Annotated in this window: 21 protein-coding genes; 13 read left to right on the top strand and 8 right to left on the bottom strand. The window is 64.9% G+C overall.

Translation table 11 applies throughout. The features are described 5' to 3' along the window. The first annotated feature begins 30 nt into the window (after positions 1–30). The gene (locus tag E6X30_RS06000; RefSeq protein WP_016663974.1) at positions 31–825 is read left to right on the top strand and encodes a nucleotidyltransferase family protein; all 795 of its coding nucleotides are present in this window, start codon (positions 31–33) and stop codon (positions 823–825) included. Then, a complete protein-coding gene (locus tag E6X30_RS05995; RefSeq protein WP_316335889.1) occupies positions 822–2,051 on the top strand; it encodes a galactokinase family protein in 1,230 nt (409 codons plus the stop codon). The genes E6X30_RS06000 and E6X30_RS05995 overlap by 4 nt, the downstream gene beginning before the upstream one ends. Before the next feature lie 65 nt (positions 2,052–2,116). Here the strand turns inward: E6X30_RS05995 and E6X30_RS05990 are convergent, their stop codons facing one another. Further along, positions 2,117–2,647 carry a PLD nuclease N-terminal domain-containing protein gene (locus E6X30_RS05990; RefSeq protein WP_316335888.1) on the bottom strand — a complete coding sequence of 177 codons (531 nt, stop codon included), beginning with the start codon at positions 2,645–2,647 and terminating at the stop codon, positions 2,117–2,119. Positions 2,648–2,684: 37 nt separating this feature from the next. Between E6X30_RS05990 and E6X30_RS05985 the strand changes: the two genes are divergently transcribed. Beyond that, positions 2,685–2,969: a DUF4229 domain-containing protein gene (locus E6X30_RS05985; protein ID WP_316335887.1), complete on the top strand. Its 285-nt coding sequence runs from the start codon at positions 2,685–2,687 to the stop codon at positions 2,967–2,969. Between the two features lie 9 nt (positions 2,970–2,978). Here E6X30_RS05985 and E6X30_RS05980 read toward each other — a convergent pair whose 3' ends face one another. The 3 genes from E6X30_RS05980 to E6X30_RS05970 are packed head-to-tail and all read right to left on the bottom strand — an operon-like array spanning position 2,979 to position 6,446. Beyond that, complete coding sequence (locus E6X30_RS05980) at positions 2,979–3,878, bottom strand: 1,4-dihydroxy-2-naphthoate polyprenyltransferase (RefSeq protein ID WP_016663978.1); 900 nt, start codon at positions 3,876–3,878, stop codon at positions 2,979–2,981. Further along, entirely contained in the window at positions 3,879–5,408 is a 1,530-nt protein-coding gene (locus E6X30_RS05975) for an AMP-binding protein (protein ID WP_316335886.1), read from the bottom strand. A gap of 57 nt (positions 5,409–5,465) precedes the next feature. Next, the gene (locus E6X30_RS05970) at positions 5,466–6,446 is read right to left on the bottom strand and encodes a 1,4-dihydroxy-2-naphthoyl-CoA synthase (protein ID WP_316335885.1); all 981 of its coding nucleotides are present in this window, start codon (positions 6,444–6,446) and stop codon (positions 5,466–5,468) included. A 179-nt stretch (positions 6,447–6,625) separates the two neighbouring features. Here E6X30_RS05970 and E6X30_RS05965 point away from each other — a divergent pair, with 179 nt between their 5' ends. The 4 genes from E6X30_RS05965 to E6X30_RS05950 all read left to right on the top strand — a co-directional run bounded on the left by E6X30_RS05965 (position 6,626) and on the right by E6X30_RS05950 (position 13,034). Beyond that, positions 6,626–9,088, top strand: coding sequence for a phosphoketolase family protein (locus E6X30_RS05965; RefSeq protein ID WP_316335884.1), 2,463 nt, complete (start codon positions 6,626–6,628; stop codon positions 9,086–9,088). A gap of 152 nt (positions 9,089–9,240) precedes the next feature. Then, positions 9,241–10,218, top strand: coding sequence for an o-succinylbenzoate synthase (locus E6X30_RS05960; protein WP_316335883.1), 978 nt, complete (start codon positions 9,241–9,243; stop codon positions 10,216–10,218). A 17-nt stretch (positions 10,219–10,235) separates the two neighbouring features. Beyond that, positions 10,236–11,900 carry a 2-succinyl-5-enolpyruvyl-6-hydroxy-3-cyclohexene-1-carboxylic-acid synthase gene (gene menD / locus E6X30_RS05955; RefSeq protein ID WP_316335882.1) on the top strand — a complete coding sequence of 555 codons (1,665 nt, stop codon included), beginning with the start codon at positions 10,236–10,238 and terminating at the stop codon, positions 11,898–11,900. A 9-nt stretch (positions 11,901–11,909) separates the two neighbouring features. Further along, on the top strand, positions 11,910–13,034 hold the full coding sequence (locus E6X30_RS05950) for a trypsin-like peptidase domain-containing protein (protein WP_316335881.1): 1,125 nt from the start codon (positions 11,910–11,912) through the stop codon (positions 13,032–13,034). On the opposite strand, the gene E6X30_RS05945 is transcribed toward E6X30_RS05950, so the two are convergent. Then, entirely contained in the window at positions 13,015–14,280 is a 1,266-nt protein-coding gene (locus E6X30_RS05945; RefSeq protein ID WP_246816498.1) for an isochorismate synthase MenF, read from the bottom strand. The genes E6X30_RS05950 and E6X30_RS05945 overlap by 20 nt on opposite strands. Positions 14,281–14,412: 132 nt before the next feature. Between E6X30_RS05945 and E6X30_RS05940 the strand changes: the two genes are divergently transcribed. Beyond that, complete coding sequence (locus E6X30_RS05940; protein ID WP_096883232.1) at positions 14,413–15,924, top strand: DUF6350 family protein; 1,512 nt, start codon at positions 14,413–14,415, stop codon at positions 15,922–15,924. On the opposite strand, the gene E6X30_RS05935 is transcribed toward E6X30_RS05940, so the two are convergent. Then, a complete protein-coding gene (locus E6X30_RS05935; RefSeq protein WP_141740596.1) occupies positions 15,921–16,340 on the bottom strand; it encodes a hypothetical protein in 420 nt (139 codons plus the stop codon). The two genes, E6X30_RS05940 and E6X30_RS05935, sit on opposite strands and share 4 nt — an antisense overlap. A 75-nt stretch (positions 16,341–16,415) precedes the next feature. On the opposite strand from E6X30_RS05935, the gene purN reads away from it, so the two are divergent. The 3 genes from purN to ppk2 all read left to right on the top strand — a co-directional run bounded on the left by purN (position 16,416) and on the right by ppk2 (position 19,754). Beyond that, positions 16,416–16,991, top strand: a complete 576-nt coding sequence (purN, locus tag E6X30_RS05930; RefSeq protein WP_016663988.1) for a phosphoribosylglycinamide formyltransferase — start codon at positions 16,416–16,418, stop codon at positions 16,989–16,991. A 94-nt stretch (positions 16,992–17,085) separates the two neighbouring features. Continuing rightward, complete coding sequence (gene purH / locus E6X30_RS05925; protein WP_016663989.1) at positions 17,086–18,666, top strand: bifunctional phosphoribosylaminoimidazolecarboxamide formyltransferase/IMP cyclohydrolase; 1,581 nt, start codon at positions 17,086–17,088, stop codon at positions 18,664–18,666. 137 nt (positions 18,667–18,803) lie between these two features. Next, a complete protein-coding gene (gene ppk2, locus E6X30_RS05920) occupies positions 18,804–19,754 on the top strand; it encodes a polyphosphate kinase 2 (RefSeq protein WP_051120632.1) in 951 nt (316 codons plus the stop codon). Between the two features lie 24 nt (positions 19,755–19,778). Here the strand turns inward: ppk2 and E6X30_RS05915 are convergent, their stop codons facing one another. After that, on the bottom strand, positions 19,779–21,245 hold the full coding sequence (locus tag E6X30_RS05915) for an aspartate ammonia-lyase (protein ID WP_316335913.1): 1,467 nt from the start codon (positions 21,243–21,245) through the stop codon (positions 19,779–19,781). 102 nt (positions 21,246–21,347) lie between these two features. Between E6X30_RS05915 and E6X30_RS05910 the strand changes: the two genes are divergently transcribed. Further along, positions 21,348–21,635, top strand: a complete 288-nt coding sequence (locus tag E6X30_RS05910; RefSeq protein ID WP_070435468.1) for a DUF3017 domain-containing protein — start codon at positions 21,348–21,350, stop codon at positions 21,633–21,635. Between the two features lie 8 nt (positions 21,636–21,643). Here E6X30_RS05910 and E6X30_RS05905 read toward each other — a convergent pair whose 3' ends face one another. Next, the gene (locus E6X30_RS05905) at positions 21,644–22,291 is read right to left on the bottom strand and encodes a carbonic anhydrase (RefSeq protein ID WP_070435467.1); all 648 of its coding nucleotides are present in this window, start codon (positions 22,289–22,291) and stop codon (positions 21,644–21,646) included. A gap of 50 nt (positions 22,292–22,341) precedes the next feature. On the opposite strand from E6X30_RS05905, the gene E6X30_RS05900 reads away from it, so the two are divergent. After that, a complete protein-coding gene (locus tag E6X30_RS05900; protein ID WP_316335880.1) occupies positions 22,342–23,904 on the top strand; it encodes a threonine/serine exporter family protein in 1,563 nt (520 codons plus the stop codon). Positions 23,905–23,908 lie beyond the last annotated feature (4 nt).

The following is a 23,908-nucleotide window of genomic DNA, read 5'->3' as shown; positions in this document are numbered from 1 at the left end:
AGGGAACAACCCTTGGTTCGGAGGAACCCCGTGATCACCACCGCTGTAATTCTCGCCCGCGGCCTTGGCACGCGCATGCGCGCTGAGGGCGAAAGCACGAGCTTGAGTGCCGAGCAGGCTGCCGCCGCAAGCCTCGGCTACAAGGCGCTCATGCCGATCGGCGCGCATCGCCTCATCGACTATTCGCTCAGTGCGCTTGCGGATGCGGGCATCACGCGGGCCGTCGTCGTTGTCGCGCCCGAACACGAGGCGTTCAGCGCGCATGTCCGCGCGCTCGCGCCGAGCCGCCTGCGCATTGACTTTGCGGTCCAGGATGAGCCTCTCGGCACGGCGAACGCCCTCGCGAGCGCTGCGAGCGTCGTGGTGGAGGAGTCGATGCTCATGGTCAACGGCGATAACCTCTACCCGCGCGAAGCCCTCGAGGCCATGGCGAAGGTGTCGGGGAGCGCAATCGCGGGCTTTGACCGGGCGTCGCTCATCGAAAACAGCAACATTCCCGCCGAGAGAATCGCCTCGTTCGCGCTCATCAGGCACGAGGGCAACCGCCTGACCGGCATGATCGAGAAACCGTCCGAGTCCGAACGTGCCGAGTTTGGCGAGAGCGCACCGGTGTCGATGAACCTTTTCGCGTTCGATCCGTCCATCTTTGAGGCGTGCCGAAGCATCGCGCCGTCGGCCCGCGGCGAGTACGAGATCGTCGATGCCGTCATGGCGCTCGAAAGCGTGCAGGTCGTGCCGGTGTCGGGCGGGGTGCTCGACCTCTCGCGCCGCGATGATATCGCCGATGTTCAGGCGCGCCTCTCCCACGTGGACGTGCGCCTGTGACCGGGTGGCGGGTTCCGGGCCGCATCGAAGTCCTCGGAAAACACACTGACTACGGGGGCGGCCAGGTGCTCGTATCGGCGGTGAGCCGGGCCGTGACGGTGCGCGGGCGGAACAAGCCCGACGCTTCCTCGACATTCACCATCCGCACGTCGCTCAGTAGCGAGCCGGCCGAACTCACCCCGCTGCGCGACCCAAAGTTGCCGAACGGCCACTGGGCCCACTACGTGCAAACGGCGCTCAACCGCCTCACGGCGAACTTCGGTCCGCTTGCTCCGGCTGAACTCACCATTGACTCGGATCTGCCACCCGCCTCGGGGATGAGCAGTTCGTCCGCGGTCCTCACGGCGGTGGCACTCACTCTCGCGGACCTCAACGACCTTCCCGCGCGTGAAGAGTGGACGCGAAACATCGACAATCGCGTGGATCTCGCGGGGTACGCCGCCTCGATCGAAAACGGGAAGCGGTTCAAAGACCTCGCGGGTCTCACGGGCGTGGGCACGTCGGGCGGGTCGCTCGATCACACCGGGATGCTCGCGACGCAGCCGGGCGCGCTCAGCCACGTGGTGTTTGATCCGCCGACGGTTCTCGGCACCTCGTCGCTTCCTGAAGATCTGGTGTTCGTCATCGCCGTGAGCGGGGTCCTCGCCGAAAAGACGGGTGCGGCGCGCGAGGCGTACAACCGTGGGCCTGCTGCGCTCGGGGCGGTGCTCGAAGCGTGGAACGAGCAGCAGGGACGCGATGATTCATCGCTTCACCGCGTCGTGCGAGAGCTGACCGGGAGCAGTGATCCCTCATTGCCCGTGGATCGCTCCTCGCGCGAGCTCGATCCGCTCAGGCGCGTCGCTCCCGAGGGGTATGCGAGCCAGAGGCTCGAGCAGTTCATCGAGGAGTCCGAGGTGCTCGTGCCCGAGGCTGCCGCAGCCCTCAATCGAGGGGATATCGACGCGTTTTCGGCGATCGTGTTGCGCTCGCAGGACCTTGCGGAACGAAAGCTCGGCAACCAGATTCCGGAAACCATCGAGCTTGTTCGCTCGGCACGCGCGCTCGGGGCTCGTGCCGCCTCCGCGTTCGGTGCAGGGTTCGGCGGGAGCGTGTGGGCGCTCGTTTCTCGCGCGGATGCCGCGGCGTTTGCGCGCCAGTGGAAGCGCGAATACGAGGCAACATACCCGCAGCACTCTGCTACAACCCTCATGTCCGAGCCCGGAGCGCCGGCAAACCGCCTCTAGCTCAGGCGGGCGATATCGGCGCCGTGCGCGGGCAGGGCACCTAGCGTCAGCGACGGGAAGTGACCTTAGCGGCGGGCGCCATCGTCGTCGGGGCCCTCAAGGTCGCCCGTTGGCTTGTCTTCGGGGCGCTCGTAGTCGCGCACAGTGTAATCACGCGGTCCCTTGGCAGGGGTGATTCTCGAATCGTCTTTTGGCGCGGGTGTGCGCCCAGGCGCCGGGCGCGGCTTGTTCGACGCTGCGGAACTACCTAAGGCGCCCTCTTCGCGTTTCTTGCGGCGCATCTCCTCCTGAATGTGCTCGCGGCGGCGCGCGCGGTTTTCCTGGTCGAGCTTCGCGAGGAAAGCCGGGTCGTCATCCGGGGCCAGCGGGCGCTGAGGTGCACGCGAGCGGGGCGCGCGAGCAGCATTCGACTGTGAACCTCGGTCTTTTCCTGCGAGAAGCCACAGGAACGCCCCGAGGAAAGGGACGAATACGATCACGAGGAGCCACCCGAGCTTCGGCAGCCCCTTAGAGCGTGACTCGGGAGTGTTCGCGACATCCGCGAGGGCATATACCGTGAGGGCAACGTGGGCGAGAACCAGGATCAAGCGAGGCATGCTCGCCATTCTTTCACGACGAGGGATAATGGAGGTAATGCGAAATTATGTTCTCTACTCGGTCATCCGCCTCGCCCTCTTTGCCGGGGTGTGGGCACTCTTGTACTTCTTCATGCCCGGCGTGCATTGGCTCTTCACAGGAACGCTCGCCGCGGTCATCGCGATGCTGATCTCGATCCTTGCGCTCGGAAAACTACGCCAGGGGGTTGCCTCGAACCTTGAGCACTCCGTCGAAGAGCGACGAGAGAAAAAGCGGAGTCACAAATCTGACGCCGAGCTCGATGCGGAGGAAGAGGACAGCCTCATCGACCGCGGTGAGTAGCCCCTGCTTTTAGAGGAGCGCCGAACTCAGGGCGAACCCCGCGAGCATGAGGAGCGAGGCCACGAGTTCAAGTTTGCCCGTCGCCGCGAGCACGGGAATTAACTCTCGGCCCGAAGCGCGCTGCTCAATCACGCGCCGGATGGGCGCCATCGCAAGGGGCAGTGCGAGGAACGTGAGCGCCACGAGTGGAGCGTGCGGAACCACGGGAATCAGCAAAAGGAACGGCACGAGGATCATCGCCGCATACAGCAGGCGCGTGGCACCGTCGCCGAGCCGGACAGCAAGTGTGCGCTTGCCGGAGACGCGGTCGGAGGGGATATCGCGCAGGTTGTTCGTGAGCATGACCGCGCAGGCCCACAGGCCAACGCCGCTCGCAACGAGCAGGTCGTCGAGCCCAGTGCGCCCAGATAGGAGATAGCTCGTTCCCATGACCGCAACGAGCCCGAAGAACACGAACACCATGACCTCGCCGAGGCCCATGTAGCCGTAAGGGTGCTTGCCGCCCGTGTAGTACCACGCCGCGAGAATGCACACGATCCCGACCAGAATCATCCACCACGCGCCCGCGAGGATCACGAGCGTGAGGCCCGCGAGGGCCCCCACCCCAAATGACGCGAAAGCCGCGCGCTTCACGGCCATGGGCCGCGCCGCCCCCGAACCGGTCAGCCGGAACGGGCCGACGCGGTCATCGTCGGTGCCGCGGACACCGTCGGAATAATCATTCGCGTAATTGACGCCCACCTGCAGGGCGAGAGCGAGCACGAGCGCGAGCAGGGCCCGCCCGACGGTGACGCTGCCCTGGTAACCCCCGTGCATGAGGGCGAGGCCCGTGCCTGCCGCGACCGGGGCGATGGCCGCGGGAAGCGTGCGGGGCCGGGCCCCCTCGATCCATTGTGCTGCACTCGCCATTTACTCGTTGTCCTCTTCGTCGGGCCCGCCGAATTCGAGCTCGTGGTGCCCGTCGGCGCTGAAACGTGTGCCGAGGCTCTTCGCGTACTCGAAAGCCTCGATATTGAGCAGCGCCTCGTGCGCAAGCTCAGCGGCGGCTTTGCGATCCACCTTTCCGCTGTCGAGGCGGGGGAGTGCGCCCGTCGTCAGGACACTGCGGGGAATCTCGTGCCGCGCAAAACCGGTATCGGTAAGGGCAGTCGCGACCGTCAGCTGCGCCTGGAGATCCGCCGTCCAGGTTTGGGTGGGCATCGCCCCCTCAACCTTTGGGACGGTGAGGGCCACAGCCATCTGGCCCCACTCCTTCGACTCGACGGGAACGACGAGAACCTCGCGAAACTCGCCCGTGCCCTCGAGCACGCGCTCAAGTGCCTGCGGAACGATCTTGCGCCCGCCCGAAATGATGACGTCATCCGCACGCCCCAGGATGGTGAGGCGCGTGAGGCCAGTGGCCTTGTCGCGGGTGAGGCGTGCGAGGTCACTCGTGCGCAAGAGGCGCGTTGCGGCGAGCTCGGGTGTCGAAAAGAAGCGGCGGCGCGTGTCGGCATCGTTGCCGTCGACATTCGTGAACGCGCCCGTCTCGTAAATGTATCCGAGCGCGATCGACGGCCCCGTAATCATGAGCTGATCCTCATCGTTGACCTTGAGTTCGACCCCTTGGAGGGGGAAACCGTTGTAGACGCAGCCACCGGCGGTCTCACTCGAGCCGTAAGTCGTGACGATCCGCGCGCCGCGCGTTCGCGCGCGATCGAGGAGCTCAGGGGCAGTCGCGGCGCCGCCCACGAGCACCGCCTCAAAACGGGAGAGGGCGCGCGATACAGCAGCATCACCTGCTTCGGCCGCGCTCACGATTCGTTCGAGCTGCGTGGGAACGAAAGATGTGTAAAGCGGCAGATCAGCAAGGGCCTGATCGCTACGGACACGTGCGTCCCAGCGCTCCATCGCACCCGTCAGCACCGCCGCATCGAAATGACCCGAAAGGTTCACGAGCGGCGCGAGTGCGCCAGGAAGCCCGTCGTGATCGTCGAGTCCCAGAAGTGTGCTTGCCACGCTCGCCCGAGCGATGACCTGCACGCCCGCGATGTGCGTGGGGGGAAGAAACAGCATCCAGGCACCGTGCGAGCCGAGCTCGTAGGCGGTGGCGTGAATCGAGGCCTTGAGGCTCTGGATCGAGTGCGCGACAGACTTCGGCGTCCCGGTGGAACCGGAGGTCGGCACCACGAGGGCGATCTCGCGCGGATCGGGCTCACGTACCCCCGCGTCGGAACGCGCACACGTACAGCCCGCGCACGCGTTTTCGCGCGGTTTCGTGCATTCGAGCGGGCCGATCAGCTCAGGTCGCTCATGGGCGCCGAGCCAGAGGCGAGCGGTACCAGCGAGGGCCTCGCCGATGCCGCGCGCGTACTGAGCTTGCGAGCACACGGTCCCATCGAACGGGTCGGGCGTTAGCCACGGAAGCGACTCGCGGTCGGGGGTATGTGAGGTGCTCACGCGTGCTCCTTTCGGTGAAAAATGTCGATCCGACGCTTGCCGGCAACCGTCGGAACCCTAGCCCTGCGGGTGGGGGAAGGCCGACCAATCCGGCTCGCGCTTTTCGAGGAACGCGTCGCGCCCTTCGACTGCTTCGTCGGTCATGTAGGCGAGGCGTGTGGCTTCGCCCGCGAAAACCTGCTGGCCCATGAGGCCGTCATCGGCGAGGTTGAAGGCAAACTTGAGCATGCGAATTGCCTGCGGGGATTTCGTGCCGATCACGCGGGCCATGCGCAGGGCCTCGTTTTCGAGTTCCTCGTGAGAAACGACGCGGTTGACGGCCCCCCAGTTGTAGGCATCCTCCGCCGAGTACTCCTCGGCGAGGAAGAAGATTTCGCGCGCGCGCTTTTGCCCGACCTGCTTCGCGAGGTACGCACTTCCGTAACCGCCGTCGAAGCTGCCCACATTCGCGTCGGTCTGCTTGAAGCGCGCGTGTTCCCTACTTGCGATCGAGAGGTCGGCGACGACGTGCAGAGAGTGACCACCGCCGGCGGCCCAGCCGTTGACCGCAGCGATCACGACCTTGCCCATCGTGCGGATGAGACGCTGAACTTCGAGGATGTGGAGGCGGCCTGCGCTTTCCGGGCGGATCGATTCGGCCGTGTCACCGTCGGCATACCGATACCCGCTGCGCGAGCGGATCCGCTGGTCCCCGCCCGAGCAGAACGCCCACACGCCGTCCTTGGGGGCGGGACCGTTGCCCGTAAGAATGATGACGCCCACGCTCGGGTCGAGGCGTGCGTGATCGAACGCGCGGTACAGCTCGTCGACCGTGTGCGGGCGAAAGGCATTGCGCACCTCGGGCCGGTCAAACGCGATGCGTACGGCGTTGAGATCCCGGCACTGTTCCTCGCCGTGCTCATCGCGCGTGCGCTCGACAGCGCGATGGTAGGTGATGTCCGTGAACGGTGCGGAGCCAAGTTCGGCCGCGTCGATGTCACGCCAACGATCGGGGTCGAACGTCGCTGATACGGGGGCGGGAAGTGGCGCTGCAGTCATGATGTCAAGTTTAAAGCTTCGTGTGAAAAGCGCGCCGTCGCAGGCCTGAAACCACCCAAGCGCTCGTGAAAAATGAGGCGTAGACTACATTAAGCAATCGGCATTGGCGCATGAGCGGCCTGCCGCCCTGCGCCGTGTCGCCCCACTAGTGCAAGTCCCAGTCATGGGCAGGGAGAGACATGAGCTCCGCACGCGAATGGCCGAACGAGCCATCCCATCCACTTACCGCCGAAGAAGCCCATCAGCTCAATTCGTGGTGGCGCGCCGCGAACTATCTTTCGGTGGGCCAGATCTACCTCATGAACAACCCGCTCCTGCGCGAACCTCTTTCGCGCGATGACGTGAAGCCGCGCCTTCTCGGTCACTGGGGCACTACCCCCGGGCTCACGTTCCTGTACGCGCACGCAAACCGCGCGATCAAACAGCGCGGCCTCAACGCGTTTTACGTGACGGGCCCAGGCCACGGCGGCCCGGGCCTCGTTGCCGCGAGCTACCTCGAAGGCACCTACACCGAGACCTACCCGGCCATCACGAAGGATGAGCGCGGCCTCAAGAAGCTCTTCACGCAGTTCTCGTTCCCCGGCGGTATCCCCTCGCACGTCGCCCCCGAAACTCCGGGCTCCATCCACGAGGGCGGTGAGCTCGGCTACGCGCTCTCGCACGCGTACGGTGCGGTGCTCGACAATCCCGACCAGATCGCCTTCACGATCGTGGGCGACGGCGAAGCCGAGACGGGCCCGCTCGCGACGAGCTGGCACTCGAACAAGTTCATCAACCCGAAGAACGATGGCGTTGTGCTGCCGATTCTCCACCTCAATGGGTACAAGATCGCGAATCCCACCGTTCTTGCGCGCATCAGCGAGGATGAGCTTCGCTCGCTCATGGTGGGCTACGGTCACACCCCTCTGTTCTTCGAAGGTGGCTTCGACGACGAACCGATCGAAGAGACGCACAAGCGTTTCGCTGCGGTGCTCGACGAGGCGCTCGACATGATCGCCGACATTAAAAAGCGCGCCGCCGAAGGCGACATCGAGCGCCCGATGTGGCCGATGATCGTGTTCCGCACGCCGAAGGGCTGGACTGGCCCGAAGGAGATCGACGGGAAGAAAACCGAGGGCTCGTGGCGCAGCCACCAGGTGCCGCTCGCGAGCGCACGCGACACCGATCAGCACCTGAACGACCTGCGCGAATGGCTCGAGTCCTACAAGATCGAGGAGCTCGTCGACGAGGACGGCGCGTTCATCGACGAGGTCGTCGATGCTGCGCCGGAGGGGCTCAAGCGCATGAGCGCCAACCCGATCACGAACGGCGGCGAGGTCCTCCACGACCTCGTGCTCCCCGATTTTCGCGAGTACGGCGTTGACGTGCCTCATCACGGTGGAACGAATTCCGAGGCCACTCGCGTTCTTGGCACGTGGCTGCGCGACGTCGTCAAGAACAACATGCATAACTTCCGCGTGTTCGGCCCTGATGAAACCGCCTCGAACCGTCTCCAGGCGATCTATGAAGTCTCGGGAAAGCAGTGGAATGGCGAGTTCGAGGACCATGACGCCTCCGAGAATCTCGCGCAAGAAGGCCGCGTCATGGAGATGCTCTCCGAGCACCAGATGCAGGGCTGGCTCGAGGGGTATTTGCTGACTGGCCGCCACGGTCTGTTCTCGAGCTACGAGGCGTTTATTCACATCGTCGATTCGATGGTGAACCAGCACGCCAAGTGGCTCAAGGTCACGAATGAGATCGAGTGGCGCCGCCCCATCGCCTCGCTCAACTACCTCCTGAGCTCGCACGTGTGGCGCCAGGATCACAACGGCTTCAGCCACCAGGATCCGGGCTTCATCGATCACGTGGTGAACAAGAAGAGCGAAGTTGTGCGCGTGTACCTTCCGCCGGACGCCAACACGCTGTTGTCGACGTACGATCACTGCTTGCGTTCGCGCCAGTACATCAACGTGGTCGTCGCCGGCAAGCAGCCGAACCCGAACTGGCTCACGATGGACGAGGCGATCGTGCACTGCACGCGCGGCATCGGCATTTGGGAGTGGGCAGGCACCGAGGTGAACGGTGAGGGCGTGGACGTCGTCCTCGGCTGCGCGGGCGATATCCCGACGATCGAGACTCTCGCGGCCGCGAAAATCCTCCGCGAGGAGATCCCCGAGCTGCGCGTGCGCGTTGTGAACGTCGTTGACCTCATGCGTCTCCAGCATGAGCGTGAGCACCCGCACGGTCTTTCCGAGAAGGACTTCGACGGCCTCTTCGGCAAGGACATCCCGGTCGTGTTTGCCTACCACGGTTACCCCTGGCTCATTCACCGCCTTGCCTACCGCCACGACCCGAACGCGCGCATCCACGTGCGCGGGTACAAGGAAGAGGGCACGACGACCACGCCGTTCGACATGCTCATGCGTAACGACATCGATCGTTTCCACCTCGTCATGGATGTGATCGACCACGTCGATTCGCTCGGTACGCGGTACGCGGGACTGCGCCAGCGCATGTCTGACGAGCGTATTCGCGCCCGGCAGTACGCGTTCACGCACGGCGCCGACATTCCCGAGGTCGCGAACTGGGTGTGGGACGATGAGCAGCACGATGCGGCTATCGCGAGCGAGGCCGTGAACGTGACGGGCGGCGACAACGAGTAGCCCCCGCCACCCCCTTTCCTGAATTGCATAGAGGTTGTGGGGGTTTGCGAGGGGCGAGACCTCGCGGATAACCCCCACAACCCTTATGCAATCCGGGTGGCCCTTGTCCGCCTAGTCGCGCGAACGGAACCACCATTACCCCCACAACTCCTATGCAATTCGAAGGACAGATCGAGCGCATCGAGATCGTGCGCATCCCCATGCGCACGCGCTTTCGCGGCATCGACGTGCGGGAGGCGGCCCTCCTGCTCGGCCCCGAAGGGTGGGGCGAGTTCTCGCCGTTTCTCGAATACGGCCCCGAGGAAGCCTCGGCCTGGCTCGCCGCCGCTCTCGAGCAGGCCACCCTTCCCTTCCCAGAGCCCCTGCGCCCCTGCATCCCCATCAATGCGACGATCCCCGTCGTGAGCCCGGAGCGCGCGTACGCACTTGCCCGGTCGTTCGGCGCCACCACTGCGAAAGTGAAGGTGTCCGACGCTAGCTGCGCCCACAGCGATGATGTGGCGCGAGTCGCGGCCGTGCGGGAAGCCCTGGGCGATGAGACCAGAATTAGGGTGGATGCGAACGCCTCGTGGGAGGTGTGCGAGGCGATCGAGAAGATTCGCGAACTCGATCGCGCGGCTGGCGGTCTCGAATACGTCGAGCAACCGTGCGCGAGCGTCCGCGAGCTTGCCGAGGTGAGGCGCGGCGTGCACGTGAAGATCGCCGCGGACGAATCGGTGCGCAAAGCCGACGATCCCCTCGCCGTGGCGCGCGCGAACGCCGCCGACATCCTCGTCATGAAGGCCCAGCCGCTCGGGGGAGTACGGCGCGCCCTCGCGCTTGCGGAGCAAGCGGGGCTTCCGGTTGTGGTCTCGAGCGCGCTCGAGACGTCGGTCGGCCTCAGCGCTGGTCTCGCGTTCGCGGCGGCCCTTCCTGAGCTCGAGCATGCGTGCGGGCTCGGCACGGCGAGACTCCTCGAAGGGGACGTGTGCGAGCGCCCGCTCGTGAGTGACGACGGCACGCTTCCCGCGGGGCGCATCGACGTGAGCGAGGAGTTCATTGAGAATTACCGCGCGAGTGAGAGCCGCGCGCGCGAATGGCATGTGCGCATTGCCCAGGCAGCCGAGGTGCTCGAGGCGCGCACGCGGTAGCCCGGTAGGCTGGGGACATGCATATTTCCGCCCCGCCTCGTGCCGGTTCGGGCGCGCTTGAGGCCGCACACGCCCTTCTTTCCACCCTCATTGCGTGTGGGCTTCGACACCTCGTGCTTGCCCCCGGATCGCGCTCGGCTCCGCTCGCCTATGCAGCGAGTGCCCTCGCCGAGCACGAAAGCACGGCATTCGAGGTGCACGTGCGCCACGATGAGCGATCCGCGGCGTTTACGGCCCTCGGGCTTAGTCGAGCCGGTGAGCTGGCCGCCGTCGGAACGACGAGCGGAACCGCAACCGCACACCTGCTTGCCGCCGCCATGGAAGCGCACCACAGCCGTATACCTCTCGTGCTGCTCACGGCCGACCGACCGGCCGAGCTCCGTGGGACCGGGGCGAACCAAACGACGTACCAGACGGGGCTCTTTTCGCCGTTCACCGTGCTCAATGTCGACCTTCCAGCCCCCGGTGCCCACGAAGCGAGCCACACCGATGTTCGGCTTGCGGTCGACACGGCGGCGCGCGCGGCCCACGCCGCCCTCGAGTCTCCAGGGCCCGTGCACCTCAACCTCGGTTTTCGCGATCCGCTCGCGGCGACGTGGGCGACAGTCGAGCGTGTCGAGGAAGTACTCCGCATTCCCGAACACGCTGCTTCGGCGGACCGCGCCGGTGTTCCCCTTCGCGACCTGCCCGCCCGCACCGTGGTCGTCGCCGGCGACGGGTATGACTCCGGGCGCCGAGCCGCCGCGCTCGCCACACGCCTAGGCCTGCCGCTTTTCGCCGAACCGAGCAGCAATGCACGCACGTGCGCAGAGGTCCTCGTGCCCATGTACCCGGAGGCGATCGCGCACGTCATGGGCGCGGAAGCCCACGAGCTTCGACCGCGAACTGTCATCGTCGTGGGCCACCCCACGCTTTCTCGGCCCGTGATGCGGCAACTTCTCGGCGCGGGCGACACCGAGGTCATCCTCGAAAGCAGCCGCCTTGAATGGCCCGATGCGCCTCGCAACGCCTCGCGCATCATTCCCGTGATCGACGTCGAAACCTCGAGCCTCGCCGAGGAACAGCCGAGTTACCTCGACGCGTGGAAGGACCTCGGCAGGGAACTCGACGCGCGGGGCCGTGAGCGTCTCGCGCCGCAAGCCGTGGCCGCGCTCGCGGTATGGGAGGCATGCGCGCAGGACCGCGCCCCACTCGTACTCGGCGCGAGTTCCCTCATCCGCGACCTCGAACAGCACGCGGGATCGAATAGCGCGCGCGTGTACGCCAATCGCGGCCTCGCGGGAATCGACGGCACAGTGTCGATGGCGAGCGGCATTGCCCTCGCCGAACGGAATCGCACGCGCGTCCTCCTCGGCGATGTGAGCGCGATTCACGATCTCACGGGTTTTGTCATCGGCCCCACCGAGCGCGAGCCCGAACTCGACATTGTGATCGTGGACGACAATGGCGGGCGCATCTTCTCGGGCCTTGAGCATCAGGGGGCGCCGAGCTCGGTTCTCGAACGGTTTTTCACGACGCCTCATGGGATTGATTTGGCTTCGGCGATCGAGGGGCTCGGCGTTCAGGTTGACCGCTGTGCTCCCGGTGAACTCTCAGGGCGCCTGTCGACCGCCTCACACAACGCTCGCCGCCGGGTGTTTTTTGTGGATATCGGAAGCGAACGTTCAGGAAACGGGGTTTAGATCACGCCTATGAAGAAATCACCGTCGTGGCTTGCGACCGCCACCCTCGTCATCGTTGGCATGCTCCTCTCGTCGATCTTCACGATCGGCGCGACAACCGGCCTCGGTCTCATGTTCTGGGGAGCGCCCGGTGAGGCCTCGCGCAGCAAGGCGCAGTCGGGGACCCCGGCTGAAAGGGTCGGCCACGGTGGTGACGTTGTCGAGGACTCGTGGGTCGATACCGCCCGCGTTATCTCGCCGAGCACGGTTTCGATTCGCGTTGATACCGGCAACGGCGGTTCCGAAGGCACGGGCATCGTGTACGACGGCAAGGGCACGATCGTGACGAATGCGCACGTGGTCGCGGGCGCGATCCTCATTAACGTGACAACCTCCGATGGGCGGACGTTCGATGCGACCCTCATCGGTTCGGATGAAAGCACCGACATCGCACTCGTTCGCCTCTCCAACCCGCCGAAGGACCTCACCCCGGCGACGTTCGCGGATTCCTCCGCCCTTACGGTGGGGCAGGATGTCATGGCGATGGGCACGCCTCTCGGTCTCGCGAACACGGCGACGACCGGCATCGTTTCGGCGCTCAACCGTCCCGTTGTTACGCGCCCGGAGCGCAGCGAAAACCAAGACCCCTCGACCGCGTCGTACACGTCAGCGATCCAGACCGATGCCTCGGTGAACCCCGGTAACTCGGGCGGCCCGCTCGTCAACCGCGCCGGCGAGGTGATCGGCATTAACTCTTCGATCGCGTCGAACGCGTCGAAGAGCGAGGGAGCGGGGAGCATTGGCCTCGGGTTCGCGATCCCCTCAAACACCGTGAAGCTCATCGCGGAGCAGCTTGCGAAAAACGGCAAGGCCAAGCACGCGTTCCTCGGCGTGCGTATCAAGGACGGCGAGGCCAACACGGGGTCGGCCGTGGTTCAGGGCGCCCACGTCGTCGATGTGACTGCGGATAGCGCCGCGGCCAAGGCAGGAATCGCCAATGCGGATCTCGTGACGAAGGTCGACGACGTTCAGATCGGCTCCTCGTCAGCGCTGACCGCGTATGTTCGCAGTCTCGAGGTGGGCAGCACCCACACGTTTACCGTGCTGCGCGATGGGAAAGAGCGGACCGTCGATATCACGCTTCAGGGGAGCTAAGCGCCTCGAGGGCGCGCACGATCGGGCGGGTTTTGGCGAGCGCTTCTGCGTGCTCCGTGAGCGGATCGGAATCGCTCACGAGCCCGCCGCCCGCTTGCACTGTGAGCGTAGTGGCGCCCACGTGGGCCATGCGCAGGGCAATGGCAAGCTCGCCGTCGCCGTCCGCGCCGATCCAGCCAACGGGGGAGGCGTAGCCGGCGCGGTCAACGCGCTCGAGGCGCGCGATGACCTCGTTCGCGACCGAAAGTGGCGTGCCCGAGACGGCTGCGGACGGGTGCAGCGCCCCGGCGATCTCGAGAATCCCGAGGCCCTCGGGCGCGACGCCCCGAATGTCGGTCGCCAGGTGCTCGATTCCGGGCACATGCAGCACAAAGGGGCCTTCCGACGGCGCCAGGCGCACGCCGAGCCTTTCGAGCGGTTCGCGCACCGAGCGTGCTGCGAAATCGTGTTCGGAGCGCTCTTTGGGGTCGTGGAGGAACGTTTCTCGCTCCTCGGCGCTCAGTTCCTCGTCCCCGCTCACAGGCCGCGATCCCGCGAGAACGCGCGAGAACACGGTCGAGCCCTCTGTGCGCACGAGCATCTCGGGGGAGGCGCCCACAATGTCGTCGAGTGCGAATGTCCACGCGGTGGGGTAGCGGCGACTGAGCTGGGAGGCGAGCGCTGGCACGAGACTTGTCGCCTCGAGTGCGCCGAGGTCGATCTCGAATCGCTCCGAAAGCACGATCTTTTCGGCCACGCCGTCGTCAATCTCCTGGACGGCTTCTTTGACGAGCCCGCGGTAGGCCTCGCCCGAATGCGCGGGTCGCATTGCGCGAGGGGCAACCGTCGGGGACTTTCCGGCCTGAAAAAGCGCGAGGACCTGCTCGGCTGAGGTGGGGGAGGTTCCGACGGCTGCTTCGTTTTCGGTGCTCACGATCGTGAGGAAGGCGCAGCCGTCTACGGAGCCGAGCAGGTAGCGTGGAATCACGAGGCGTGAGGGGCGCGAGGATCCAGGGGAGTAGGAGAATGACGCGAAGGCGACGAGGCCGCTCCCGCGGAGATTGGCGAGGTCTTCTACCTCGGCATTGTCGCTCACGGCGCGAAACGCACGCGCGAGTGCATCGAAACGGTCGGCACCAGTGGCCTCGAGCCTTGCAGCCTCACCGATTCCGATGAGGCCCCCCGATCCGTGGAGCCATAGCGCGCTTGGGTCCTCCGGGATGCGCTCGGCGATGGTGACGGGGCTGTCAAGCTGGACCGATCGCACAGAAAAACGTGGGGGATCTACCGGGGGATGGGCGTCAGGGGCTAATAAGATGGGCATGATGTCCACATTATTGCGCACCGTTTGTTTTGCTCTCGCACCTACCGCGGTTTCTACGACCAGCCAGGGGCCGCGATGAGGCGAAATGACGCGACCCCAATCTTCCTCGGAGTCACGGCCGCCGCAATCGCTTTCACGATCAACCTTTCGATCGTCGCCGTCCCGGTGCTCGTTGCGCATGGCTTCAACACCCTTACCCAGGCGAGCACGCTCGATGCCGTGATTGTGTCGCTGTGCCTCGTCGTGCTCGGTCATGGTGGCGCGCTGTCGCTTAAGGATGTGGGGATCGATGGCACGGTGGTACTCCCGCCGCTTGGGCTGACGCTCGTGTTCGCGCTCGTGTGTGGCGCGGCGATGCTGCGCACTGGTCGCTCATTGACACTCACGGAGACCTCGGGAGCTCTCAAACGCGGTGCGCTCACGGCGCTCGGGCTGATCCTTGCGGGCTTTGGAATTTCGTACGCGCTTATGGCGACAGTTGCCTCTCTGCTTGCCCGCACTCCGGGCGTTCAGCCCGTGACGGTGAGCGCTGGCGTGAGTGCACTCGCGCTTTCGGTGATCGCCGGTGCTGCCGGCCTCATGGCGTCGCTCGTGCGGCGCAAGAGCGGGACGGCGCCGCGCGTGGGGCTGCTCGCGCTCGTGCCGGAGAAGTACGCAGCGGCGCTGCGCTCGATCGGCGTGCTCGTACTTGGACTTTTCGGCGGCGCGACAGTTGCCCTAACGGTGTGGATGGTGATTCGCCGTGACGCGATTATTCACCTTCATCGGGGCCTCGAACCGGATTTTTTTGGCACGGTTGCGCTCGTGCTTGCGGCCCTTGCCTTCTTCCCCACCATGCTCGTGTGGATGGTGGCGTTCGTGAGCGCGGGGACGGTAACGCTCGGCCCTCACACGCACACGTCGTTCGAGGGATCGCTGACGGGGGTACTGCCCGCGTTCCCGATTCTCGGCGCGGTCCCTGAGCCGGGCCACTTTTCGCCGTGGGTGTGGGCCTTTCTTCTGATACCGATCTTCGCCTCGATCGCCGCCGCTGTAGTCCTTGCCCGTCAGACCCGTGACTTCGACGTTCGCGCAAAGGTCACGTCCTGGCTCACGTACGCGATCGGCGCCCTGATCGTTCTCGCGGTGCTGTTTTTGCTCGGAAGCGGGACAATCGGCACGGCTCAACTCGCGCACGTGGGCCCGCGGCTCACGACTCTCGTGCTTCCCGTGGCACTTCTCGTGTCCGTGCCTGCCGCTCTCATTGCGGGATGGAGCCAAACGGGTCTCGACACCTGGGTTTTCTCGCAGTTCCGCGCGGGGCGTGCCCGCGTGAGGGAGGGAGCGGCCGCTCTTCGCGCACGGGTTGAAGAAGCCGAATCGAAAGATGAGGGCCTGGAACGTGGAGGGAGTGACGCCGCCGAGAGCGCGGCGGACTCATCGAGCGAAGGCTCCGAGAGGAGCGTGGACTCGGGCGGTGAGGGCATCAAGGCTGACGCCGTTGAAGACACGCTCGAGCGTGAGGAGAAACCCGAGCGCGCAGTGAGCGACGCAGACGAGGGCGGCGAGGCGCAGAGCGCACCCTCCCCTTTGCGCGAGTCAGACTAGAGGTGCAGCCACTCGAGGATCGCGCCCGGCAGGTCCTTGCCGCACGATGACACTGCCGCGTTGGTGAGCGCGGAATCGAGGCACTCCTGGTACTGGGTCATCGGGCCGTAAAACACGAGCGAAACAAGCGCGAGACCGATGACCACGATTGAGGCGGGGATCCCGAAGGCTGCCGTGACACTCGCTGAACGCCGGGCTGGCGTCGGCCACGCCACAATCAAAAGGCGCACGAGGAACACGAGGGCGCCGATGCCCGCGGGGCCCGCGAGCAGGCTAAAGGGTAGGGGCAGGAGAGTCGCACCCCACGCGAGGATCATGCACGTCGCGGCAAGCAGGAGTGCACGAGAGAACGCTTGCTGACGCTCGGGGGTAAAGGCTGGCTGGTCCTGTTGAGGGTGGTTCGGTTCGGAAGTCACGAATTCCATTGTGCCGCATGGGCGCCTACCGAAACCTACACGCGCCCCAGGCACGGGCCCCGCTACTGTTAAGACATGAACGATTTCACGTGCGTCGTGTTCATTTCCGGAACGGGGAGCAATCTTCGAGCGATCCTTGAAGCAATCGAGAAAGGGGCGCTTGCTGGCGTGAAGGTCGCCGCCGTCATCGCCGACGTCGACGCCCCCGGGTTGAGCTTCGCGCGCGATCGCGGGATTCCCGCGCACGTTGTTCCGCTCGCCGATTACTCCACGCGCGAGGACTGGAACCGCGCACTCGTCGACTGCACCGCACATTACGCCCCCGACCTCGTCGTGCTCGCGGGGTTCATGCGTCTGCTCGGAGCCCCCATGCTCGAAGCCTTCCGGGGGCGCATCATCAACACTCACCCGGCGCTCCTTCCCGCTTTCCCGGGCGCCCACGGGGTGCGCGACGCCCTCAACTACGGCGTGAAGGTGACGGGTGCGACGGTCATCGACGTCGATGAAGGGGTCGATACCGGCGCAATCATCGATCAGCGTGCCCTCACCATTCGGCCGGGTGAAAGCGAAGAAGAGCTTCACGAGCGGATCAAGGTCATCGAACGCGAGATGCTTGTGGACGTCATCGCCCGCCGAGCCCGCAACGAATAAACGCCGCGACAGCTCAACGTCACATCGCGTTCACGTGAACGCGATAGGTTTAAAGGGCAAATCGTCCAATCACACCACGACGAAGGAGCCCCGCATGTCCAAGCGTGCCGTCACGCGCGCCCTGGTCTCTGTATACGACAAGACTGGTCTCATCGAGCTCGCGACCGGTCTCCATGCGAACGGCGTCGAGATCGTTTCGACCGGCTCCACCGCGAAGGCGATCGCCGAGGCAGGAATCCCCGTGACGGCCGTGGAGAACGTGACGGGCTTTCCCGAAATTCTCGACGGCCGCGTGAAAACCCTCCACCCGAAGATCCACGGTGGTCTTCTCGCCGACCGCAACAAGCCTTCGCACGTCGCCGCGCTCGAGGAGCATGCGATCGCCCCGATCGACCTGCTCGTGTGCAACCTCTATCCCTTCGAGGACACCGTCGCGAGCGGCGCATCGTTCGACGACATCGTCGAAAAGATCGACATTGGCGGCCCCGCAATGGTGCGCAGTGCCGCAAAGAACTTCTCCACGTGCGCCGTGGTGACAAGCATCGAACAGTACGACCTGGTCGAAGGAGCCGTCGCCGACGGTGGCTTCACACGCGAAGAACGCCTCGTTCTGGCCGCAGACGCCTTCTCGCGCATCGCCGAATACGACGCCGCTATCGAGGAGTGGATGGCGGACCGTGCCGACGAAGCCCTCGGCGTCGATCCTGAAGACGAGGACCTCACGCCGCTTCGCTACGGCGAAAACTCGCATCAGAAGGCCTTCCTTGATTCGAGCCGTTCGCTGTTCGAGGATTCGACGACCCTCGCCGAGGCGGAACCGCTTGGCGGCAAGGCGATGAGCTACAACAACTATGTCGATGCCGATGCTGCGCTGCGCGCTGCCTTCGACCACCCCGAGCCGTGCGTCGCGATCATCAAGCACAACAACCCGTGCGGCATCGCCATCGCCTCCGAAGATGCCGACATCGCCGATGCCTACACGAAGGCCCACGCAACCGACCCGGTATCCGCCTTCGGTGGCGTGATCGCCGCGAACCGCCCCGTGAGCCTCGACATGGCACAGCGCGTCAGCGAGGTCTTCACCGAGGTCATCGTCGCCCCCGGCTACGAGGACGGCGCACTCGACGCTCTCAAAGCGAAGAAAAACCTGCGCATCCTCGAGATCTCCGGTGCGCCCCGCACTGATTCCACCCTCGACGGCCGCGAGATTTGGGGCGGCGTGCTCTACCAGGAGCCCGACCGCTACCAGGCACCGGGCGACGACCCCGCGAACTGGGAGCTCGTGTGCGGTGAGCCGGCCTCGGCCGCAACCCTCGCCGACCTCGCCTTCGCGTGGCGCGCCGTGCGGGCCCCCCGTTCTAACGCGATCCTGCTCGCGAAAGATGGCGCGGCCGTGGGCGTAGGCATGGGTCAGGTGAACCGCGTTGACGCGTGCCGCCTTGCGGTGGAGCGCGCCAACACCCTCGGCGGCGAGGGCGAGGAGCGCGCACGCGGTGCGGTGGCGGCTTCCGACGCTTTCTTCCCCTTCGCTGACGGCCCTGAACAACTCATCGACGCGGGCGTGAGCGCCATCGTGCAGCCCGGAGGGTCGATCCGCGATAAGGAGGTGATCGAGGCATGCAAGAGCGCGGGAATCACCATGTACATGACGGGAACTCGCCACTTCGCGCACTGATCGCCTTTATCGCGCGGATTTTTGGCAAGCGCACCGAAGCAGAGCAGCCGTCGGAACCTTCCATCGACCCCGCCCCGGCGCCAGTCGATCCCAGCCCTGAGACCCCAATCCCCGCCCCCACGAACGAAAGACGAGCGATGAAAAAAGGCAAGAAAGCCCCCGTGCCCGAACTCGATCTCAACGGCGAACTGCCGCACAGCAGCAACCTTCGCGAATTTATCGAGCACCTTCGCGAACTCGGCTATACCGTTGCCGATGGGCACTCGCCCGATCCTGACCTGATCGACCCGCACGGCAACCCCGTGTACACGTGGCAGGAGGGCTACCCCTACGAGACACGCATGGAGCGCGACGAGTACGAGCGCGAGAAGTATTTCCTTCAGGTCGAGTTGCTCAAGCTCCAGTACTGGCTCGAGGACGCGAAGAAGAAAGCGATCATCATTTTTGAGGGGCGCGATGCTGCCGGTAAGGGCGGTACGATCAAGCGCTTCACCGAGCACCTCAACCCGCGCATGGCGCGCGTCGTCGCCCTCAACAAGCCGACCGAGCGAGAAAAAGGTCAGTGGTACTTCCAGCGCTACGTCGAGCATCTGCCGACCGAAGGCGAGATGGTGCTGTTCGATCGCTCGTGGTACAACCGCGCCGGTGTCGAGCGCGTCATGGGCTTCGCGAGCGATGAGGAATACGAAACCTTCATGAATCAGGTGCCGCACTTCGAGCGCATGCTCGTCGACTCGGGCATCCACGTCACGAAGTTCTGGTTCTCGGTCTCGCAAAAGGAGCAGCGCACCCGCTTCGCGATCCGCCAGCTCGATCCGGTCCGCCAATGGAAGCTTTCGCCCATGGACCTCGAATCGCTCGACCGCTGGGAAGCGTACGGTGCGGCAAAGGAAGAAATGTTCCGCCGCACCGACAAGAAGTATGCGCCGTGGACGATCATCCGCTCGAACGACAAGAAGCGCGCTCGCATCAACGCGATGAAGTACTTCCTCTCGCAGTTTGAATACGAGGGGAAGGACCACGAGGTCGTCGGCACGCCCGATCCGCTGCTCGTGATGCGCGGAAAGAACGAAGAGGCCGACGAATAGCTCGCTAAGCGGGGGCGGCCCGAGCTAAAGCTCGAGGTCGTCCTGGGCGATCGGGTCAGAACTGTCGAGCGCGGGGATCGCCCCCGTTGCGGTTGCCCTATACGGCTGGGTCATGCGCGCCGGCGTCAGGATCTCATCGAGGTGCCCCTCGCTCACGAGGCCGCGCTCGAGTACGATCTCGCGCACCGACTTGCCCGTGTGGAGGGCCTGCGAAGCAATTTCCGAGGACGCCGAGTAGCCGATTACGGGCACGAGCGCCGTGACAATCCCGATCGAGCGCTCGAGGTTGCCCGCGAGAACGTCCTCGTTCACGGTGATGCCTTCGATGCAGCGCGTCGTCAGTGTGCGCATTGCTCGGGTCATGATGCGGGTTGAAGTGAGGATGTTGTAGGCGATCACCGGCTCGAAGGCATTGAGCTGAAGCTGTCCGCCTTCTGCGGCGAGCGTGACCGTGAGGTCGTTTCCGATCACCTGGAAGGCCACTTGATTGACGACCTCCGGGATCACGGGATTGACCTTGCCCGGCATGATGGAGCTGCCCGGCTGGACCGCGGGGAGGTCGATCTCATTGAAACCTGCGCGGGGGCCGGAGGAGAGCAGACGCAGGTCGTTGCAGATCTTCGAGATTTTTACCGCGATCCGCTTGAGCACGCCCGAAAAGGTGACGAACGCGCCCGTGTCGCTCGTGGCCTCCACGAGGTCGGCGGCGAGGGTGAACTCTGTTCCCGTGATCCGCGTGAGCTCCTCAACGACGAGCGAGGCATACTTCGGGTCGGTCGTGATGCCCGTGCCGATCGCGGTCGCACCCATGTTGATTTCCCGGAAGAATCGGGCGGTTCGCGTGAGACGCTCGACGTCCTCGCTCACTGTCGTCGCCCACGCGTGGAATTCCTGCCCCACGGTCATCGGGACGGCGTCCTGCATTTGGGTACGCCCCATTTTGAGGACGTGCTCGAACTCGTCACCTTTGGCGCGCAGCGCCTCGATCAGGCCCTGCATCGCGTCGGCAAGATCGGGGAAGCTCAAGAGGATCGCGAGGCGCACCGCCGTTGGGTAGACGTCGTTGGTGGACTGCCCGAAGTTCACGTCGTTATTCGGGTGGAGGTATTCGTATTCGCCGCGTTCGTGCCCGAGGATTTCGAGGCCGCGGTTCGCGATGACCTCGTTGGCGTTCATGTTGGTGCTCGTGCCCGCGCCGCCCTGAATGAGGTCGACGACGAAGTGCTCGTGATGCTCTCCGTTTTCGATCTCGGTGCACGCCTGGGCGATCGCATCGGCCTTGGTCTTTTCGAGGCCGCCGAGTCGCTGGTTGGTGCGGGCCGCCGCGTGCTTGACATACGCGAGTGCCGTGACGAGCGAGGGGAAGTGGTTCAGGCGAAAATCGGAAATGCGAAAGTTCTCGAGTGCCCTGAGGGTTTGGACCCCGTAGAGGGCGTCGGCTGGTACCTCGCGGTCTCCGAGGAGGTCATGCTCGATGCGCACGGCGGTCATATCGTGGTTCACGTCCTTGTGGTGGGTTGGTAGCGGTAGTGCGTCGTTGCGTTGCACGGATGCGACACCACTAGCGTAACCACGTCGGGCTACGATGGTTGTGTGAATCGATCGCCCTATTCCCTCGGCGCCGCCGTGCACCGCCAGCGACTTTTGCTGGTGACGCTGGGCATTGTCTTTTTCGTGGTGCTACCGATCGGGGTCTTTTTTTCTGTCCCGACCGCCGGATACGCGCTCTCGGCGCTGCTGTTTGCTCTCGCCGTGGTGCGGCTCATCCTGCCCGTGGATGCTCTCGGAGCGCTCGTGGTGAGGCGCCGGTCGATCGATGTCGCGACGATTCTCATCCTCGCCGTTCTCGTTTGCGCGCTCTCCTCGAGCCCCGGTCTCTGAGCGGTGGATTAGTCGCCGAAATCGACGCGCCCCGTATCGAGGGTGTACATCGCGTGGGCAAGCGCGAGCTCGCCCGACTCGTGCGCCGCGCGTATGAGCGGGGAACGCACGCACACTTCCGTTTTCGCTGCGGCGGCATTCACGGCAGCGGCGTCCGTGGGCGCGTCTGCCCCGGAAAGGGGAGGGTCTCCGACGGTGGCGCGGCGAGCGTCGGATCCCAAACGCCGCGAAATCTGCTCGGCAAGCGCATTGAGGTGTCCCGGGAGGAGGGCGAGTGACGTCCCGCTGGCGCGCTCTTCCATGAGGGATTCGGCCGCGGCGACAGCCCCGCAGTTGTCGTGGCCGAGGACGAGGATCAACGGAACAGCGAGCTTATGCACCGCGAATTCCAGCGACGCAAGGACGGCGTTTTCCACCATCTGTCCAGCGGAACGCACGACAAAGAGATCGCCGAGCCCGCAGTCGAACACGATCTCGGGCGGGACGCGCGAATCGGCGCACGCGAGGACCGCCGCGAACGGTGCTTGACCCGAGGACAGGTCGAGGCGTCGATCCTCGTCGCTATTCGGGTGACGGGTCGTTCCGCTCGCAAATCGAGCGTTGCCTTCGCGCAGGCGTGCGAGTGCAGCGCGAGCGTCGATCGGGATGTGTGTCATTCGCTGATCCTTTCCGTGCGCGGCCTGCGAGCGTGTGCCACGATATGAGTGTGAGCACTTCCCTGACCCGTCTGCACCAGGTATTCGAACTCGCCATGCGCATTGGCGAGGTCATGATTTCCAACGGTGCCGCGGCGGCCGACGTGACCGCGACAATGCTACGCGTGACGGCCTCCTCCGGCATTCGAAATGTGTCGGTGCAGACGACTCTCACGGAAGTGTCGGTCTCCTACTACCCGGACACGCAGTCGGCACCGTTCACGCGCATCAGCACCGCGGGCGGCTACACGTACGACTTCACGAAGCTCGACCGCGTCGATGAGATCACCACGAAATACGTGAAGGGCGAGATGGATCTTCACGAGGCGCTCCTCGCGGTTGATCGCGTGCGCTCAATGAAGCGGTATTACGGCCCGATCGTGACTACCCTCGCGTGGGTGCTCATGGGTGGCGCGTGCGCGATGTTCTTCGGCGCGGGGATTCTCGTGACAGCCTTTGCGGCTTTCGCGGCGGGCGTGTTGTGGCAGGTCTACATTCTGTTCGACAAGCTGCGGCTTCCCGTGTTTTATGCGCAAATCGCGGGGGGATTCATCGTGGTGCTCATTTCCCTCGTCGTGAACTGGCTGGACCCGACGGCGAATTCGTCGCTCGTCGTTGTCGCGTGTCTCGTCATGGTGCTTGCGGGCTCGACGTCGGTCGGGGCGATGCAGGATGCGATCACGGGATGGTACGTGACTGCCGCGGGGCGAGTGCTCGAGACGTTCATGCTGACCGTGGGCGCTGTCATTGGTATTCGTGGCGGCATGCTCATCGCCGAGTGGGTCGGTGCTGACATCTCGATCACGTCGACGATTCCGGCCACCCTGATTTCGACGCTCCTCGTGGCGATTGCGGGAGCGTTCATCGGGCTCGGTTTCGCCGTAGGTTTTCAAGTCCCGCCGCGGCTTTTGCACTGGGTGACGCTCCTGCCGGGCTTCACGGCAACGACGTCGTTCCTCATCGAGGTAGCGGGTCTCGAGCGCGCGTGGGCTACCGGCATTACCGCGTTCTTCACGGGCGTGTTCGCGGTCGCCATTTCGCAACACGCAAAGGCATACGTGAACATCCTCATCGCGCCCGCGATCATCACGATGGTGCCTGGCTCGGTTATTTATCGAGGCCTCCTGGGACTGAGCGACGGAAGCAATACGGGTGCCGGCTATCTCTTGCTGGCGTGCGAGATCGCCATTGCGATTTCGGCGGGCGTGATCCTCGGTGAGCTCGTTGCGAGCCGCGCGGTGACGCTCCTTGCGAGCGGGCGCGTGCGCGTGCCGGCAATTTCACAGCCGTTTAGCACGAATCGGCGCCGCCGCATGGTGACCTTTAGGCGTCGCCGTAAGCCGGGCGCTCTCACCACGGCGATTCCAGTCGTTCACCTCGATCCCGGCGAACTCGACCCCACGATCGATCTTGAGGCCGGCCCGGAATGGCGTGAGGACGTCGACAACCTCCAGCCGGAAGTGCGCGAATCGGGATTCGAGATTGTCGAAATGGACCCCGAAGACGTCGAGATGCCGGCCATCCGCTCCGACGAGAGCGCAGATGAGGACATGAGTAGCGTCAGGCACCTCTAGACTT

It is taken from the genome of Dermabacter sp. (assembly GCF_032550575.1).
Lineage (GTDB): Bacteria > Actinomycetota > Actinomycetes > Actinomycetales > Dermabacteraceae > Dermabacter > Dermabacter hominis.
This window is presented reverse-complemented; position numbering and strand designations above follow the sequence as displayed.

Excerpts from the sequence above, each read along its gene's own strand:
- E6X30_RS05990 (WP_316335888.1), bottom strand. The coding sequence starts at position 2,647 with ATGCCTCGCTTGATCCTGGTTCTCGCCCACGTTGCCCTCACGGTATAT.
- E6X30_RS05985 (WP_316335887.1), top strand. The coding sequence starts at position 2,685 with ATGCGAAATTATGTTCTCTACTCGGTCATCCGCCTCGCCCTCTTTGCC.
- E6X30_RS05980 (WP_016663978.1), bottom strand. The coding sequence starts at position 3,878 with ATGGCGAGTGCAGCACAATGGATCGAGGGGGCCCGGCCCCGCACGCTT.
- E6X30_RS05970 (WP_316335885.1), bottom strand. The coding sequence starts at position 6,446 with ATGACTGCAGCGCCACTTCCCGCCCCCGTATCAGCGACGTTCGACCCC.
- E6X30_RS05965 (WP_316335884.1), top strand. The coding sequence starts at position 6,626 with ATGAGCTCCGCACGCGAATGGCCGAACGAGCCATCCCATCCACTTACC.
- E6X30_RS05960 (WP_316335883.1), top strand. The coding sequence starts at position 9,241 with ATGCAATTCGAAGGACAGATCGAGCGCATCGAGATCGTGCGCATCCCC.
- menD (WP_316335882.1), top strand. The coding sequence starts at position 10,236 with ATGCATATTTCCGCCCCGCCTCGTGCCGGTTCGGGCGCGCTTGAGGCC.
- E6X30_RS05950 (WP_316335881.1), top strand. The coding sequence starts at position 11,910 with ATGAAGAAATCACCGTCGTGGCTTGCGACCGCCACCCTCGTCATCGTT.
- E6X30_RS05940 (WP_096883232.1), top strand. The coding sequence starts at position 14,413 with ATGAGGCGAAATGACGCGACCCCAATCTTCCTCGGAGTCACGGCCGCC.
- purN (WP_016663988.1), top strand. The coding sequence starts at position 16,416 with ATGAACGATTTCACGTGCGTCGTGTTCATTTCCGGAACGGGGAGCAAT.
- purH (WP_016663989.1), top strand. The coding sequence starts at position 17,086 with ATGTCCAAGCGTGCCGTCACGCGCGCCCTGGTCTCTGTATACGACAAG.
- ppk2 (WP_051120632.1), top strand. The coding sequence starts at position 18,804 with ATGAAAAAAGGCAAGAAAGCCCCCGTGCCCGAACTCGATCTCAACGGC.
- E6X30_RS05915 (WP_316335913.1), bottom strand. The coding sequence starts at position 21,245 with ATGACCGCCGTGCGCATCGAGCATGACCTCCTCGGAGACCGCGAGGTA.
- E6X30_RS05905 (WP_070435467.1), bottom strand. The coding sequence starts at position 22,291 with ATGACACACATCCCGATCGACGCTCGCGCTGCACTCGCACGCCTGCGC.